This window comes from Rhizobium centroccidentale (genome assembly GCF_030182565.1).
Lineage (GTDB): Bacteria > Pseudomonadota > Alphaproteobacteria > Rhizobiales > Rhizobiaceae > Rhizobium.
This window is the reverse complement of the sequence record NZ_JAQJCG010000036.1, coordinates 1-14,326: the sequence shown is the minus strand read 5'-3', so window position 1 is coordinate 14,326 and position 14,326 is coordinate 1. Positions and strand designations below refer to the sequence as shown.

At 60.0% G+C, this 14,326-nt stretch carries 16 protein-coding genes; 11 read left to right on the top strand and 5 right to left on the bottom strand.

Annotated elements, in window-relative coordinates; genetic code table 11:
• The first annotated feature begins 103 nt into the window (after positions 1-103).
• Together PH562_RS29310 and PH562_RS29305 are read left to right on the top strand one after the other, a co-directional pair.
• Entirely contained in the window at positions 104-1,009 is a 906-nt protein-coding gene (locus PH562_RS29310; RefSeq protein ID WP_285177375.1) for a heparin lyase I family protein, read from the top strand.
• A gap of 255 nt (positions 1,010-1,264) precedes the next feature.
• The gene (locus tag PH562_RS29305) at positions 1,265-2,002 is read left to right on the top strand and encodes a L,D-transpeptidase (protein WP_350223791.1); all 738 of its coding nucleotides are present in this window, start codon (positions 1,265-1,267) and stop codon (positions 2,000-2,002) included.
• Positions 2,003-2,433: 431 nt separating this feature from the next.
• Here PH562_RS29305 and PH562_RS29300 read toward each other — a convergent pair whose 3' ends face one another.
• On the bottom strand, positions 2,434-2,610 hold the full coding sequence (locus PH562_RS29300) for a hypothetical protein (protein ID WP_167078012.1): 177 nt from the start codon (positions 2,608-2,610) through the stop codon (positions 2,434-2,436).
• 357 nt (positions 2,611-2,967) lie between these two features.
• Here PH562_RS29300 and PH562_RS29295 point away from each other — a divergent pair, with 357 nt between their 5' ends.
• Positions 2,968-3,288: a hypothetical protein gene (locus PH562_RS29295; RefSeq protein WP_285177368.1), complete on the top strand. Its 321-nt coding sequence runs from the start codon at positions 2,968-2,970 to the stop codon at positions 3,286-3,288.
• 107 nt (positions 3,289-3,395) lie between these two features.
• On the opposite strand, the gene PH562_RS29290 is transcribed toward PH562_RS29295, so the two are convergent.
• Genes PH562_RS29290 through PH562_RS29275 form a run of 4 tightly spaced genes read right to left on the bottom strand, consistent with a single transcriptional unit; the run spans position 3,396 to position 6,827 of the window.
• Positions 3,396-4,382 (bottom strand): branched-chain amino acid ABC transporter permease, encoded by a 987-nt coding sequence (locus PH562_RS29290; protein WP_285177366.1) that lies wholly within the window; start codon positions 4,380-4,382, stop codon positions 3,396-3,398.
• Positions 4,379-5,287 (bottom strand): branched-chain amino acid ABC transporter permease, encoded by a 909-nt coding sequence (locus PH562_RS29285; protein ID WP_285177364.1) that lies wholly within the window; start codon positions 5,285-5,287, stop codon positions 4,379-4,381. The genes PH562_RS29290 and PH562_RS29285 overlap by 4 nt, the downstream gene beginning before the upstream one ends.
• The gene (locus PH562_RS29280) at positions 5,284-6,033 is read right to left on the bottom strand and encodes an ABC transporter ATP-binding protein (RefSeq protein WP_113228775.1); all 750 of its coding nucleotides are present in this window, start codon (positions 6,031-6,033) and stop codon (positions 5,284-5,286) included. The genes PH562_RS29285 and PH562_RS29280 overlap by 4 nt, the downstream gene beginning before the upstream one ends.
• Positions 6,030-6,827 carry an ABC transporter ATP-binding protein gene (locus PH562_RS29275; RefSeq protein WP_285177362.1) on the bottom strand — a complete coding sequence of 266 codons (798 nt, stop codon included), beginning with the start codon at positions 6,825-6,827 and terminating at the stop codon, positions 6,030-6,032. Before PH562_RS29275 ends, PH562_RS29280 begins: the two co-directional genes overlap by 4 nt.
• 120 nt (positions 6,828-6,947) lie before the next feature.
• On the opposite strand from PH562_RS29275, the gene PH562_RS29270 reads away from it, so the two are divergent.
• From PH562_RS29270 to PH562_RS29235, 8 genes are all read left to right on the top strand, one after another.
• Positions 6,948-7,682 (top strand): GntR family transcriptional regulator, encoded by a 735-nt coding sequence (locus tag PH562_RS29270; RefSeq protein WP_285177360.1) that lies wholly within the window; start codon positions 6,948-6,950, stop codon positions 7,680-7,682.
• On the top strand, positions 7,679-8,167 hold the full coding sequence (locus PH562_RS29265; protein WP_285177357.1) for a DUF3830 family protein: 489 nt from the start codon (positions 7,679-7,681) through the stop codon (positions 8,165-8,167). Before PH562_RS29270 ends, PH562_RS29265 begins: the two co-directional genes overlap by 4 nt.
• Before the next feature lies 1 nt (position 8,168).
• Entirely contained in the window at positions 8,169-8,522 is a 354-nt protein-coding gene (locus PH562_RS29260) for a TIGR04076 family protein (RefSeq protein ID WP_285177354.1), read from the top strand.
• A 5-nt stretch (positions 8,523-8,527) separates the two neighbouring features.
• The gene (locus tag PH562_RS29255; RefSeq protein WP_285177351.1) at positions 8,528-9,583 is read left to right on the top strand and encodes an aldo/keto reductase; all 1,056 of its coding nucleotides are present in this window, start codon (positions 8,528-8,530) and stop codon (positions 9,581-9,583) included.
• On the top strand, positions 9,580-10,008 hold the full coding sequence (locus PH562_RS29250) for a hypothetical protein (RefSeq protein WP_285177348.1): 429 nt from the start codon (positions 9,580-9,582) through the stop codon (positions 10,006-10,008). Before PH562_RS29255 ends, PH562_RS29250 begins: the two co-directional genes overlap by 4 nt.
• 52 nt (positions 10,009-10,060) lie before the next feature.
• Positions 10,061-11,317, top strand: a complete 1,257-nt coding sequence (locus PH562_RS29245) for an ABC transporter substrate-binding protein (protein WP_285177346.1) — start codon at positions 10,061-10,063, stop codon at positions 11,315-11,317.
• A 133-nt stretch (positions 11,318-11,450) separates the two neighbouring features.
• Positions 11,451-12,749: an NAD(P)/FAD-dependent oxidoreductase gene (locus tag PH562_RS29240; RefSeq protein WP_285177342.1), complete on the top strand. Its 1,299-nt coding sequence runs from the start codon at positions 11,451-11,453 to the stop codon at positions 12,747-12,749.
• Between the two features lie 174 nt (positions 12,750-12,923).
• Positions 12,924-14,141, top strand: a complete 1,218-nt coding sequence (locus PH562_RS29235; RefSeq protein ID WP_285177339.1) for an SfnB family sulfur acquisition oxidoreductase — start codon at positions 12,924-12,926, stop codon at positions 14,139-14,141.
• Positions 14,142-14,326 lie beyond the last annotated feature (185 nt).

Below are 14,326 nucleotides of genomic sequence, written 5' to 3'. Positions count from 1 at the left end.
GATAGAAATGAATTGAGGCTTTGCAACCAATATCTTTGGTCAAGAAAGCTGGCTGGAGCCGCTATTTCTCAGACCCTGTCCTGTCTTTCGGAAAAGACCGACGATGATGACCTCGAGAACGCCACAGCTTGCCTTCGTTTTATCATGCCTGGGTGCTTTGAACGGATCACACGCCATCGCACAGGAAGCAGCGGCCCCTCTGTCGGGCAGCTTTGCCGACCTATGCACTGTTGACGGCGAACATCCATCGAAGCTCTGGCGGATCAGCAGCAGGCTGGACCCTGGCTCATGGAGATCGCGCATCGTTTGCGATCTCTCATCCCCTTCCAGGCCGATATTGCGTATCTCGGTGCATCCCGGCGATGCTCCCGATCAGAGTGTCGGCGATGTACCGACTGAACGGGTAGAGATTCAAATCAAGAAAGAGGTTATCAAATTCGATGAGCCGACGTGGTACCATTTTGCCTTCCGGCTCGAAGCCCCTTGGCGGGGGCTGGGCAACCGCACCGTAATTCATCAGGTGAAACAAAATATTCCAACGGAAGAGACCAAGCCTCTTGGAGCTTGCCAAGCGGCAAATCCATTGTTCAAAATCGAGGCCATACCATCGGAGACAGGGGCAAACTTCGTTGCCAAGGTGCGGGAGAGCGCTGACTGCAACACCGGTCAATCCAAGATAATCTGTGGCCCCTGGCATCTTAATGTGGGTGACTGGAATGACGTGAATGTGATGCTGAAGCCGAGCTTGCAGGAGGGTGCAAGCGCCATACAGGTCTATCTCAACGGACGCGCCTGCGACCCCTCCTATAAGGGGCGTCTCGGCTTTCTCGATCACGGTGTGCGGCATGAAGACGGCCGCCCATTCATCGACGTTCAACCTCGCTTTGGGATCTATAGGGACACTCTTCCTGGTGTCGTGCAATCAGTTGACTTCGCGGATATCCAGTTCTGGTCGACGGACCCTTCCAGTGATCCCGCTTGGTCGAAATTGGCAGTTTCTGCCAAGTAATCATCCGATCTTTCGGGCCGATGACAGAAACGCTTAGTGTGGCCACCCGTTTGCGCATCTCTGCCAGGACCTCAAAACAGGTCGGAAAATCACGATTTTCAATCGCCGCTGCCACAATTACGCCCGCCGTTTCCGGAATTGTCTGCAGCACGCATGCCTCGCCCGCGCGGGGTGCAATCCGATGCATTCTTCGGGAAATATGGTTATCACGTGAAGACTAAAAAATTTGTTCTTTTGCCCGCTCTGGCTTTACTGATGGCAGGCGCCGCCGCGCATGCGCAGGAATGGAGATATCTTCCGGATTACGGCGACGATCTGGATGGCGGCTATGTTGCTCCGCGCTATTCGCGGGAGGCGCCACCGCGCTATCGCGACGATCCACGCCTCGACGATGGCTATTACTATCGGGGTGATCCTTACAGCGACTATGACGATGAGGACGGCAATTTCCCGCCACCCCCTCGCCCACAGCGCCAGGCTTCGATCGATCGGAATGCCGTGTCTCCCCAATTCAGTCCGGGCCTCAAGGATGACAAGCGGGCCAGTCTGGCGCAGTCGCCGATCCCGCGCAGCGTTGTGCGCTTCTCCGGCTACGATCCCGGCACAATCGTTATCTCCACCAAGGAAAAGCGCCTCTATCTCGTGCTCAACGACGGAACTGCCCTCAAATACGGCATCGGCGTCGGCAAGCAAGGCTTCGCCTGGAAGGGAACCGAGACGATCAGCCGCAAGGCGGAGTGGCCCGATTGGACGCCGCCCAAGGAAATGATCGCTCGCCGTCCAGAATTGCCTGACCACATGGAAGGTGGCCTCAATAATCCCCTCGGAGCGAGAGCACTCTATCTCGGTTCCACCCTCTACCGCATCCACGGCACCAATGAGCCGAACTCGATCGGTAAGGCGGTGTCGTCCGGCTGCATCCGCATGGCAAATCCGGATGTCATGGATCTCTATGGCCGGGTCGGCGTGGGAACGAAGGTCGTCGTGCTCTGATCGCGCTCCGGCCTTGCGTGGCTCAGCCTGGAATTGCTTGAAAACAAAGAGCTGGAGCGGTTCAGATATTCCGTGACAGGCTGAACCGCTCTGGCAGGACCGGAAACGGACGTCATTCGTCGGGAAAGGCAGCCGTCACAGGCACCATGAGCGTGACCTGCATTTTGCCGGGCCTCAGGGGAACCGCGGAAATCGGATTTTAAACCACTGGTCTCTCAATTCGCATCCGAGCGGAATGAATAGCGGAGAGGGAGTGAACGGACGAGATCATCGGCGCTATGCAAGCCTGGACTCCGCCACACGCGGAGCCATTCGCCTGCTGAACGAAGCCCGCGGATGCGGGCGGCCAGATCGGAAAGCCCGAGAAAATGAGCAAAGCGTTGTAAAACTTCCTGTAAAACAGCGCCTTGCCTCATCTTGAAGGTCACAGTCTAACTATCTGCAATCTTGAATTCATCAGCATACTCTGCCGAACGCAGTGCATCGGCTTGGGAAGCCTCTGCCCCGTTTAAGAATTCCTGCAGGAGCCGGGTGATGCGCTCGGGCGATGTACCCTTGGCATATTCTTCCTGCATCCGGCGTCTGACCAGCATTTCCAAGACTGACATGTCTTTCACCTCATAGTTCCGGCGCAGGGAAAATGTCGCTCTCAATGACACGGGAGGCAAGTTACAGTTTTTTCATGGTCTTGATGGCTCGACGGCAAGACTTCTGATCTCTTTTCGCCGCCTCGTGCCGGAAACGGTGCTGAGCGAAGCGTGATCGATCTTTCACTTGCCAAATGGCGGCGTATCGTAGAATTGAAAGCGGCCAATCGGTCGGTTGTTTGCGCTTCGTTAACCTGCGTGCTTTAGCGGGCCACACCCCGACCTTTGGATGATGTCGCCTGCAAGGAATGAATAATGCCCATAAAGAAAAGCTCTGCCTCTGACGTTTTCCAGCGCAAGATTTCGGATTTTTGCGATATGCGGCTCAAGCCGCTGCTTCAGCCGCGTAGCTTCGAGAATATCAAAGGCTTCATGATCGGCCTGATCGTTTTCCAGTCGCGGCCTCCCCTTCGGGCAGGACGTGTCGACTTCCAGGAAATTGCCTCGCTCTGCGGAATGGACGAGGAAATGAGCCCGGAACTGAAGCGTGCGGCCCAGCCCGGCTTCGATGCGATTCTTCGCTGGCTGGGAACCCCGAAAACCAGCACGGCACGTAAGTTGCCAGTCGCCGCGAAACGCCCTTTGCGGGTTCCCGCCAAGCCTATTTCCGCTCAGCCTGCGCGTCGTCTGGCTTCCTGAGATGAACTGCGTACCGGTCGTCCACGGCCGGTACGTCATTATCTGCCTCGGCAGAACGCAAAACCCCATACAGCATCGAATACCGATCCGATCGGCAAAGCCCGCTGCTAAGACGCGGCGCTACCCTCGTCCGCGACAGATTTCGATTGCGGCGCGATCGCTGAACGACGCTTCGGGATATCGCCAAAGAGGCCGCCCGGTCGCACCAGCAGGATGATGCAAAGCATGACGCCGATCGCCACGATCTGCAGCGATGCCGCACGAGCCTGCTGTTCGGGCGAAAAGAGGATACTCGTCAGCGCACCGGAACCGGCCCAGATCGCCCAGACCAGAACGCTGCCCATGACAGCGCCCTTGTTGCTGCCAGAACCGCCGACAATCAGCATGACCCAGACCTGAAAGGTCAGGATCGGAAGGTAGTTGTCCGGCGCGATGAAGCCGATGAAATGCGCCTGCATGGCACCGGCCAATCCCATGACCGCACCACCGACGGCAAAGGCCTGTACGCGATAGAAGCGAGCGCTCTTGCCGAGAGAAATGGCGGCACGCTCGTCCTCACGCAGCGCCTTGAGAACACGTCCCCAGGGGCTTTTTACAAGATGCTCCAGCGCAAAATAAACGATCAGCAATGCGACGACCACGATGCCGAGATTGGCCAAATTGAAAAGAAGCGGCGTTTCGGCGAGGTTCGAAAATGGGCGCGGAATGAAGCCGATACCAAAGGGGCCACCGGTCAGTTTCTGCGCATTCAGCGCCACGAGCTGGACGACGACGGCTACGCCGAAGGTTGTGATCGCCAGATAATCGGATTTCAGTCGGAGCGTCGCCACACCGATGATGGCGGCGGCAAGACCGGCGATAATCATTGCGCCGAGCCAGCCGACGAGGATCGGCAGATCGAACCCGCCGAACCGCCCGGCCGTATCGGGCGTCGTCAGCAGGGCCGAGGTATAGGCGCCGATCGCTACAAAGCCGGCGAGCCCGACATTGAAGAGACCGGTCAAGCCCCATTGCAGGTTCAAGCCGAGCGTGATGAAGGAAAAGATCAACGCGGTCGTCAGGAAGAAAGCGGCATAGCCAATAATGTCCATCATCGCTCCCTCACTCCGAAAAGGCCGATCGGCCGGATGAACAGCACCGCCATCAGGATGATGAACGAGATGGCGGCACGCCACTCCGCGCCGACAAGCTGAACTGCAGCCGCTTCGGCAAGGCCGATGATCAGGCCACCGAGAACCGCGCCCGGCACGCTGCCGATACCGCCGAGAATAGCGGCGGCAAACATCGGCAGCAGCATGTCGAAACCCATCAGCGGACGGATCTGTACGAGAATGCCGATCATGACGCCGGCAACGCAGGCGAGCCCTCCGCCGATCAACCATGTGACGCGCACGACTTTGGAGACATCGATGCCGACGACACGGGCAAGCGCCGGATTTTGGCTCAGCGCCTGCATGGAGCGCCCTGTCTGCGTCCTCGTCATCAGCATATGAACGCCGAAGACCAAAAGTGCCGTGACGATCAAAAGGGCGATCTGATCGGGCGTGATGCGAATGCCGAAACCTATCGGCATGGCGATCTGGATCGCGCGGCTGAAATAGGTCGGACGCGACGTGAAGAGGAATTCGAGCAGGCTGCGCAGCGCCATGGATGCGCCGAAGCTCGCCATGACGACGATGATCGACTGGCCCTTGGCGCGTAGTCTCGCAAACAGCACCTTGTCGAGTGCAAGGGCAAGGACGCCCGTAAAGCCCATCGCCACGATCACCGCCACGATCAGTGGCCAGCCGAATGAGAGCGGGCCGATGGGTGCGACCTTGCCGAATACAGCGCCGATCGCACTGACCACAGCAAGCGTCGCATAGGTGCCCCAAGCCATGAAATCGCCATGTGCGAAATTGGAAAAGCGCAGGATCGAATAGGTGAGCGTCACGCCGATAGCGCCAAGGCCGATCATCGAGCCCGTCAGCAATCCGTCGACGATGAATTGCAGGTTCATGCCGCACCCCCCTTTGCCGAAGTCTCAGGTCGCTGGCCGAGATAGAGTTCGGCGACGACGGGATCGTTCCAAAGCTCGGAAGCCACGCCTTCATGCCTGTCCTTGCCCTCGACGAGGACATAGGCGCGATCGCCAATCGCAAGCGCCGCCTTGGCATTCTGCTCGACCAGCAGAATGGTGACGCCGGATTTGCGGATTTCGGTCAGCATGTCGAAGACCATCGAAACGAATTTTGGCGAGAGGCCTGCCGAGGGCTCATCGAGCACGAGAAGCTTCGGGTGAACGATAAGAGCGCGCGCAACAGCCAGCATCTGCCGCTGCCCTCCGGAAAGATTACCGGCCGCGATGCGGCGATGGCGGGCAAGATCCGGAAATGTCGCATACATTTCTTCGATGCGAGCAGGCACGTCTTTCGGCTTCAGAATGCCGCCGGCGACCTTTAGATTGTCCTCGACGGACATCAGCGGGAAAACGTTTTCCGTCTGCGGCACGAAGGCGAGGCCGAGCCGCACCATGATGTGCGCAGGCGTACTCGTAATATCCCTGCCGGCCAGCTCGACCGTGCCGCTTTCAACCGGAACCAGACCGGCAATCGCCTTGATGAAACTCGATTTTCCGGCACCATTGGGGCCGAGCACGACGACAATTTCCTTCTCGGCCACCGTAATCGAAGCACCGCGCACGATCGAAACACCCGGCTCGTAACCGGCAACCAGATTGCGAACACTCAAGACCGGTTCGCTCATGCTGCGCCTCCCAGATAGGCCTCGATGACGCGCGGATCGCTGGCGACCTCTTCCGGCGTGCCCTCGCAAAGAAGCTGGCCGCTCGCCATCACAAGCACGCGGTGACACAGGCGGGTGACCATATCGATATTGTGCTCGATCAGAAGAAAGGTGACACCGCGCTGGTTGATATCGCGAATACGGTCGATGATCGTCTCGAGAAGCGTGGCGTTGACGCCGGCGGCGGGCTCGTCGAGCAGGATGAGGGCCGGATCGGCCATCATGACGCGAGCAAGTTCGAGAAGCTTGCGCTGACCGCCCGACAACACGCGGGCCGGCTCATGTGCGAGACGCGTCAGGTGAACGAGGTCGAGCAGCTCCATCGCCTTTGCATGGGCCGCCTTCTCCTGCGCGGCGACTTTCCACGGCCGCAGGAAATTCGATAGCAGCCGCTCTCCGGTCTGGTCCTGAGCGGCCAGCATGACATTGTCGAGAAGCGTCAGATTGGGAAAAGGTCGTGGGATCTGGAACGTGCGTCCAAGACCACGGCCAATCCTGCGATACGCAGCCTCGCCAGCCACCGCGGTGTCGTTCAGAATGATTTCGCCGCTGCTTGGTGCAACACTGCCGGCCAGAAGGTCGAACATCGTCGTCTTGCCGGCGCCGTTCGGACCGATCAAGCCGAGAATCTCGCCCTGGCGCACGTGGAAGGAAACGTCGTTGACGGCTACGAGACCGCCGAAACGCCGCACCACGTTTTGGGCCGTCAGAACAGGCGGGGCTTCCTCCCCATGCCGTTCAGTTGTCGTACTCATGAGATCCCTCTGGCCGGAAGCGATCGTTGTCGCTCCCTGATTATTTGATTTGTGATCACACTTGCATTGATCACGCTAATCAGCTTTAATCCTCTTCGCAAGCCGAAAAAGGGATTTCGAATGCAAAAGGCCACCGCCGACAAGAGCGATCCGATTGCCGCACAGCTTGCGCCAGTGGGGCGAGAAACCGTTCAGGACCGGGTCTATCTGGAGCTGCGCCGCGCGCTGATCGGCGGGCTGTTCGAGCCGAGCCAGGTGCTGACGATTCGCGGTCTTGCCGACGCGCTGATGACCAGCACCATGCCGGTGCGCGAGGCACTGGGTCGGCTCATTACCGAAAAGGCATTAGAAGCCCTTCCCAATCGATCCGTCCGCGTGCCGCCGATCACGCTTGAGCGCATGGACGATCTTCTGCGCGCTCGCATTCTGATCGAGGGCGAGGCAATCGCGCTTGCCGCGACCCGCATGACGACGCGGCAGATTACGACCATCGAAAGCATGCTCGGCGAATGGGACGAGATGCGCGCGCTGAAGCACAAGAAGGACGTCGACCGCGAGGTGACGCTCAATCAGGCCTTTCATTTCGAGATCTATCGCGCCTGCGGCTCCGCCGTTCTGATCCCGATGATCGAAAGCCTTTGGCTGCAGTCCGGCCCCTGTATCCGTGTCGCGATTTATGCCTTCTCGGATGCCGGCGAGGTCGATACCGCCCATTATCACCGCACGATCGTCAAGGCGATCGCCGCGCAGGATGCAAAGGGCGCTCGCGATGCGCTGGTGGCAGACATCAGCCGGCCGTTCACCTTCCTGCGCAGCAAACTGGAAGCCGAAGCCAAAAAGGGCCAATCCGTATGAGCCAACGCGCCATCAAGATCTCCGAACCCCGCTCCGGCCTCAGTGTCTTGGCACCTCTGCTGGAAGCCAAGGCGCCAGACAATGCCGCCTTTTTCTGGAACTATCTCAGCGAAACGCGCGTGGTCGGTGGCATTCACGCCATGTGGACCGGCCCGGAAATCTCATGCCCGATCCCGCCGGCGCATCTGAAGGGTGCTTCCTATGCGAACGCCCTGCCCGCCGAGAATGCAACGCTCACGCCGCAGCCCGGCGATATCGTGCTGAGCTACGTGCCGCCGCGCATGTGGGGTGGCAATCCAGATGCGATCTTCGATATCGGCCTGTTCTATGGGCAGGGCGCTCGCCTGCTCTTTCCGATCGGCTGGCTTGCCGGCAGCGTCGTCGCGCAAGTGCGCCCCGAGGAGCGCGAGCACTTCGCGGCGGCCTGCGGCGTCATCCGCCGTAACGGAGCCTGCGACGTCACCTTCGAGCGCGCGGAGATCTGAGATGACGGCTGCAAGCGACGACAGTTTCGAGCTCTTCGACCTCAGGGTCGAGGCCGTCATTCCAGAGGGCAAGCCGATCTATTGCGGCGCCAAGCCGGGCGACTATTTCGAACTCAAGGGCGAAATGCTGTCCCTGCCTGCGGGACAAGGCTTTTCGATTTACTCCATTTCAGCCGTCCTGCCGCTGCTGGCGGCCAAGCAACGCCCCGCCCACAAGAATGACTGGATGACCTCGGACGCGGAAATCGCCTGCCCCGACCCGAACTGCGCGAGCCGGCTGCGCATCGTCAGGACGGGCAAGCGGCGGTTCAGCCATGCCGAAACAACGGCCGTGCCGTTGCCCGAAGGAGAATAAACCGCATGACCGCCAAGACTTTTGAGCTCAGCCCCGGATACAAGATTTCCCGCGTCATCCGCGGCGGCTGGCAGCTTGCAGGAGGACATGGCACCATCGATCGTGCCCAGGCCGTGACCGACCTGATCGCCGCGTTCGACGTCGGCATCCGCACCTATGACTGCGCCGACATCTATACGGGCGTCGAGGAGCTGATTGGCGAGGCGCGCGAACGGCTCCGCAACGAGCGCGGCACGGAAGCCGCAGGCGCGATGAAGGTCCACACGAAGCTGGTCCCAGATCTCGAGAAACTGGCAACCATCAGCCGCGACTATATACGAGGGATCGTCGACAAGTCGTTGCGAAAGCTGAAGACCGAACAGCTTGATCTGGTCCAGTTTCACTGGTGGGATTACGCCTTGCCCGGCTATCTCGAAGCCTTGAGCTGGCTGGACGAGATGCGCCGCGAGGGCAAGGTGCGTAATGTCGGCACGACCAATTTCGATACGCCGCATATTGCCGAGATTCTGAAAGCCGGCATTCCGCTTGTCAGTCAGCAGCTGCAATATTCGGTTCTCGATCAGCGGCCATCGAACAGCCTCGCCAAGCTGGCGGCGGAGAATGACGTGAAGTTCCTCTGCTACGGTTCGGTGGCTGGTGGCTTCCTGAGCGACAAATGGCTGGGACAGCCGGAACCCGAGATGCCGCTCGAGAACCGCTCGCTCGTCAAATACAAGCTTATCATCGATGATTTCGGCGGCTGGGAGCTGTTCCAATCACTGCTTGATACGCTGAGGGCTATCGGCGATCGCCATGGCGTCGATATCGCCACGATCGCCAGCACCTGGGTGCTGGAACAGCCGCAGGTCGCCGCCGTCATCGTCGGCGCCCGCAATCAGGCACATGCGCTTGCCAATGCCAAGATCATGGATATCGCCCTTTCGGACGACGACCGCCGACAGATCGCCGGCATCATCGCCCAAAGCCCTGGCCTTGAAGGCGATGTCTATACGCTGGAGCGTGACCGCACCGGCAGGCACGGCTCAATCATGCATTACAACCTCAATGCGGGGAAGATATGAGCCAGCAATCGCCCCTCTTTCAAAAGGCCAGCGCCGAAGTGCTGGATTTTCATCGCTTCTTTGAAGCCTGGTATGATGCCGCAACTGCCGACAAGACGGATTTCGGCCGCTGCGAGCGCACCTTCGGGCATGCTTTTCGCATGATCCCGCCAACCGGCCGTATCTTCGGCCGCGCTGAAACCATCGAACTGATCCGGGCAAACCGAGGAAGCTTTCACGGCGATTTCAACATCGAGATTTCGGATATCCGCGCGAGCTTCGAAACCGAGAACGTGATCGTCCTCACCTATGTCGAAGCCCAATCGCGCGCCGGCAAATATAGCCGTCGTCAGGCGAGCGCGCTTTTCACCGCAAGTTCATCGGCACCCAACGGCGTCGAATGGCAGCATCTGCATGAAACCTGGCTGCAGATGCCGGAGACCTGACAGGTTCTAAAAAACAGAAATGAAAATCGTTGACCGAACAAGGGGAACAAAGATGAAGAAGACGATATTTCAAATCACCACGGCTCTGGCCCTTCTCACCGCAGCCGGCGCCGCCAATGCCGCGGACTGCAAGGTCACGGTCGGCCTCGTGATGGAACTGACCGGCCCGGCCGGCGAATACGGCCAGGCGGGCGCGAAGTCCGTCGAGATGGCCTTCCGCGACATCAACGCCGCCGGCGGCGCCCATGGCTGCGATCTGGTGACGGATACGCGCGACAGCCAGAGTCAGGGCAATGTCGCGGTTGATGCCGCGACCCAGCTCGTGCAGGTCAAGAAGGTACCGGCCATCATCGGCGGCATCATTTCTTCGGTGACGATCCCGATCCTGACCTCGGTCACCGCACCCGCCAAGATCGTGCAGGTATCGCCGGCCGCTTCCTCGCCGACGCTGACGGCGCTCGGCCGCGACGGCAAGACCAACGGCATCTTCTTCCGCACCATCACATCGGATTCGCTGCAGGGCATTGCCGCTGCAAAATATGCGATCGACAAGGGCTTCAAGAAGCTTGCGATCATCCACGTCAACAACGATTTCGGCGTCAATATGGTCGCCGAATTCTCGAAGGCCTATAAGGCGCTCGGCGGCACGATCGCCTCGACGACGCCCTACAACGAAAAGCAATCAAGCTATGCTTCGGAAGTCACCGCCGGGATGGGCGGCGATCCCGATGGTCTCTATCTTGTCAGCACGCCGGTCGATGGCGCGACCATCGCCCGCACCTGGATTTCGCAAGGCGGCCCGCAGAAGTTTCTGCTCAATGACGGCATGAACAGCCCGGACTTTATCGATTCCGTCGGCGCCGACTATCTGAAGGACGCCTATGGCACCTCCTCGGGCACGACGCCGACGCCATCGACCGACTATTTCAACAAGAACTACAAGGATTTTTCGGGCATCGAGCCGACTAACCCGGCCGCTGACCGAGCCTATGACGCCGGCGCGATCGTCGGTCTCGCGCTGGCGATCGCCGGCGACGACACATCCAAGCTGAAGGATGACATCTATAAGGTCGTCGATCCCAAAGGCACGCCGATCTATGCCGGCAAGGAAGAATTCGCCAAGGCGCTCGGCCTGATCAAGGAAGGCAAGCCGATCCGTTACGAAGGCGTCATCGGCCCGGTCTCCTTCGATCAGTATGGCGACATCACCGGCCCCTTCCGTCTCTGGAAGATCGCCGACGGCAAGGTCGCCACCGACGGCGAGCTGAAGATGGAAGACGTTTCAGCCCTGAAGGACAAGATCAAGTAGGCGGCGCTCTACATTGCAAAAAGGCGAGGCGCTCCCTTCGGCGCGCCTCCTTGCAATCATCCTGGCACAATCCCTTCAGCGGCTGATCTATGGTGACAGCTATCTGGCGTAGTTATTGAGAGACCCTCCGCTGATGCCCAGCAGTGCCGCTCGCCCCACCAATCCGACCCTGTGGACGCTGACAGCCGGCGCTGCCCCTGAACTTTCCCACGGCCTGCCTTCCCGCTCAAACGTCGTCGTGATCGGCGGCGGCTTCACCGGCCTCACCGCAGCACTTCATCTTGCCCGCACCCGCCGCTCTGTCATCGTCCTCGAAGCCGGACGATTGGGCGCGGGTGCCAGCGGCATGAATGCCGGTTTCGTCGTGCCCAATTTCGCCAAGGCCGATCCGGCGACCGTCCGTCAGAAGCTGCCGCGCGGCAAGGCGGATGCGCTGTTGTCGCTCGTCGGTGCGGGCGCCGACGAGATCTTTGCGACCATCGCGGAGGAGCAGATTTCATGCGATGCGGCGCAGACCGGTTGGCTGCAGCCCGCTTATGGCGACGACATGGCTGTGATCCTGCGCCAGCGGGCGAAGGACTGGACGGAGCTTGGTCGTCCAGTCGAATTTCTCGATGCCGGCGCCATCCGGAACGAGACCGGTATGGAGATCTATTCCGGAGGATTGATCGATCACTCCGGCGGCACCCTCCACCCGCTGAATTATCTCTACGGGCTCGCAAGCGCGGTCATGCGGCGCGGCGGCAATATCCGCGAAAACAGTGTGGTCGAGCGCGTCGAGCGACATGGCGGCACCTGGCGCGTCGGCCTCGCGGACCATGAAATTGAAACGGATGTCGTCATCCTCGCCACCAACGCCTTCACAAGCGGCATAGCCGCGCGCATGGGCCGAACGGGCGTGCCATTAAAGGTGTACCAAGTGGCGACGAAGCCGATCGATGCCCAAACCGTTGCGCGGATCGCCCCAAATCGGCGACCTGTCGGCGATACGCGCTCCAACCTCTTCACCTACCGGCTCGATCGCGACAACAGGCTGATCAGCGGCGGCATGGCGATCAATCCCTTCGGCGCCTTCGAGCGTGTCGGCCGCGCCGTCGTCGACCGGCTCGTATCCGAACTCCGCCTGTCGCGCCATCCCGGCGTGGAGATCGTCTGGACCGGAACGGCGATCATGACACCGGATTTCCTGCCGCGCCTCTATTGTTTCGGCGACGGCTTCTTCGGAGGGATCGGCTGCAACGGCCGCGGCATCACCATGACGACGCAGCTTGGCCGAACACTGGCGAGACTGGCGCTCGGCGAAACCGCGGAAGCCCTGCCGATCCCGCTGCAACCCGGTCAACCCCTGCCATTCCACGGGTTCACGCCCCTCGTCGCCTCGCTTGCGCTGGCGCATGCCCGCTTTGAGGATTGGCGAAAGGGCCGTCATTGATCCACCAAGGTTGCCGACGGTCATCTAGCTGCACACCGCTCCAGACTGTAAATGACCATTAATTCTATAGAGAAAGGAATGAAGACGCGACCGCATCCCCAAAAATGAAATGCCTTTTCTCGAAGCCTGGCTTCGAATGCGGCATCGTGGCGCGAATAAAATCGGAGCCTGCCCATGAACGCGCAATTACACCATATCAACGCCACGCACCCTGAGGCCACGGTACTGGAGACTGAACAACAGGCGCTGGCAGTCGCGCAAGCGCTTGCCGAGCGCTTTGCCGCTAGCGCATCTGAGCGCGACAGCGAGAGGTTGCTCCCCTATGCCGAAATGGATGCGCTGGCACAATCCGGACTGCTGGCGATTACCGTCCCCGAAGAGTATGGCGGCCTGGATGTTTCGAACGCAGCGCTGGCCGAGATCACGGCGATCATTGCCGAGGCCGATGGCTCGATCGGGCAGATCCCGCAGAACCATTTCTATATCCTCGAAGCGTTGCGCGTCGATGGCTCGGAGGATCAGAAGCGATACTTCTTCGGCCGCGCATTGGCCGGCGATCGTTTCGGCAATGCCTTGTCCGAGCGGGGCACGAAAACGGTCGGGCACTATAATACCCGCATCACCCGCGATGGCCCCGGCTATCGTATCAATGGCCGCAAGTTCTATTCCACGGGCGTTCTCTTTGCCGATTGGATCACCGTTTTTGCACTGGACGAAGCCGACAAGCTGGTCATGGCTTTCGTGCCGAAGGGCACGGAAGGCATCGAAATCATCGACGATTGGGATGGCTTTGGACAACGCACGACCGGCAGCGGCACGACGGCGCTCAACAATGTCTATGTGAATGCCGACCATGTCGTCCTTCATCACAAGGGCTTCGAGCGGCCGACGACGATCGGCTCCGTCGGCCAGATCATCCATGCCGGCGTCGATCTCGGCATTGCCCGGGCTGCCTTCGCCGAGACGCTTGATTTCGTGAAGACCAGATCGCGTCCCTGGATGGATAGCGGCGTCGAGCGCGCCAGCGACGATCCGCTGACGATCGCCAAGGTCGGCCAGATCGCCATCCGGCTGGAAGCGGCGGCTGCGACCATCGAACGCGCCGGCCGCAAGGTCGATGCCGCGCAGGTCGAGACGACGGAAAAGCGGGTGGTCGAGGCGACACTGGCCGTTGCTGCAGCCAAGGTGCTGACGACGGAAATAGCCATCGAAGCCACGAACACGCTGTTCGAACTTGCCGGAACAGCCTCCGTGAAGCTCGACCTCAATCTCGACCGCCACTGGCGCAACGCCCGCACGCATACGCTTCACGACCCCGTTCGCTGGAAATATCACGTCGTCGGCAATTATCACCTGAACGACGTCATCCCGCCGAAGAACGGCGCGCTTTGACGGATAGACGAAAGCCCCGTCGCAGTTCACTGGAACGGGGCTTTCATACAATCAAAGGCATAAATCAGGAGCGCCACGCTGAAGCCAGCTAGATGGCGTAACGGGCGGAGCCCGCCAGCCAGGTTTGTGGGTCTGGTGGTCGTCCCTCACAATGATGGTGTCGCGGAGTCAGGAAGGGCCTGCTC

Bases quoted from the DNA above. Each gene is read 5' to 3' on its own strand.
- PH562_RS29310 (WP_285177375.1), top strand. From the start codon at position 104: ATGATGACCTCGAGAACGCCACAGCTTGCCTTCGTTTTATCATGCCTG.
- PH562_RS29305 (WP_350223791.1), top strand. From the start codon at position 1,265: ATGGCAGGCGCCGCCGCGCATGCGCAGGAATGGAGATATCTTCCGGAT.
- PH562_RS29300 (WP_167078012.1), bottom strand. From the start codon at position 2,610: ATGTCAGTCTTGGAAATGCTGGTCAGACGCCGGATGCAGGAAGAATAT.
- PH562_RS29295 (WP_285177368.1), top strand. From the start codon at position 2,968: ATGCGGCTCAAGCCGCTGCTTCAGCCGCGTAGCTTCGAGAATATCAAA.
- PH562_RS29290 (WP_285177366.1), bottom strand. From the start codon at position 4,382: ATGATGGACATTATTGGCTATGCCGCTTTCTTCCTGACGACCGCGTTG.
- PH562_RS29285 (WP_285177364.1), bottom strand. From the start codon at position 5,287: ATGAACCTGCAATTCATCGTCGACGGATTGCTGACGGGCTCGATGATC.
- PH562_RS29280 (WP_113228775.1), bottom strand. From the start codon at position 6,033: ATGAGCGAACCGGTCTTGAGTGTTCGCAATCTGGTTGCCGGTTACGAG.
- PH562_RS29275 (WP_285177362.1), bottom strand. From the start codon at position 6,827: ATGAGTACGACAACTGAACGGCATGGGGAGGAAGCCCCGCCTGTTCTG.
- PH562_RS29270 (WP_285177360.1), top strand. From the start codon at position 6,948: ATGCAAAAGGCCACCGCCGACAAGAGCGATCCGATTGCCGCACAGCTT.
- PH562_RS29265 (WP_285177357.1), top strand. From the start codon at position 7,679: ATGAGCCAACGCGCCATCAAGATCTCCGAACCCCGCTCCGGCCTCAGT.
- PH562_RS29260 (WP_285177354.1), top strand. From the start codon at position 8,169: ATGACGGCTGCAAGCGACGACAGTTTCGAGCTCTTCGACCTCAGGGTC.
- PH562_RS29255 (WP_285177351.1), top strand. From the start codon at position 8,528: ATGACCGCCAAGACTTTTGAGCTCAGCCCCGGATACAAGATTTCCCGC.
- PH562_RS29250 (WP_285177348.1), top strand. From the start codon at position 9,580: ATGAGCCAGCAATCGCCCCTCTTTCAAAAGGCCAGCGCCGAAGTGCTG.
- PH562_RS29245 (WP_285177346.1), top strand. From the start codon at position 10,061: ATGAAGAAGACGATATTTCAAATCACCACGGCTCTGGCCCTTCTCACC.
- PH562_RS29240 (WP_285177342.1), top strand. From the start codon at position 11,451: ATGCCCAGCAGTGCCGCTCGCCCCACCAATCCGACCCTGTGGACGCTG.
- PH562_RS29235 (WP_285177339.1), top strand. From the start codon at position 12,924: ATGAACGCGCAATTACACCATATCAACGCCACGCACCCTGAGGCCACG.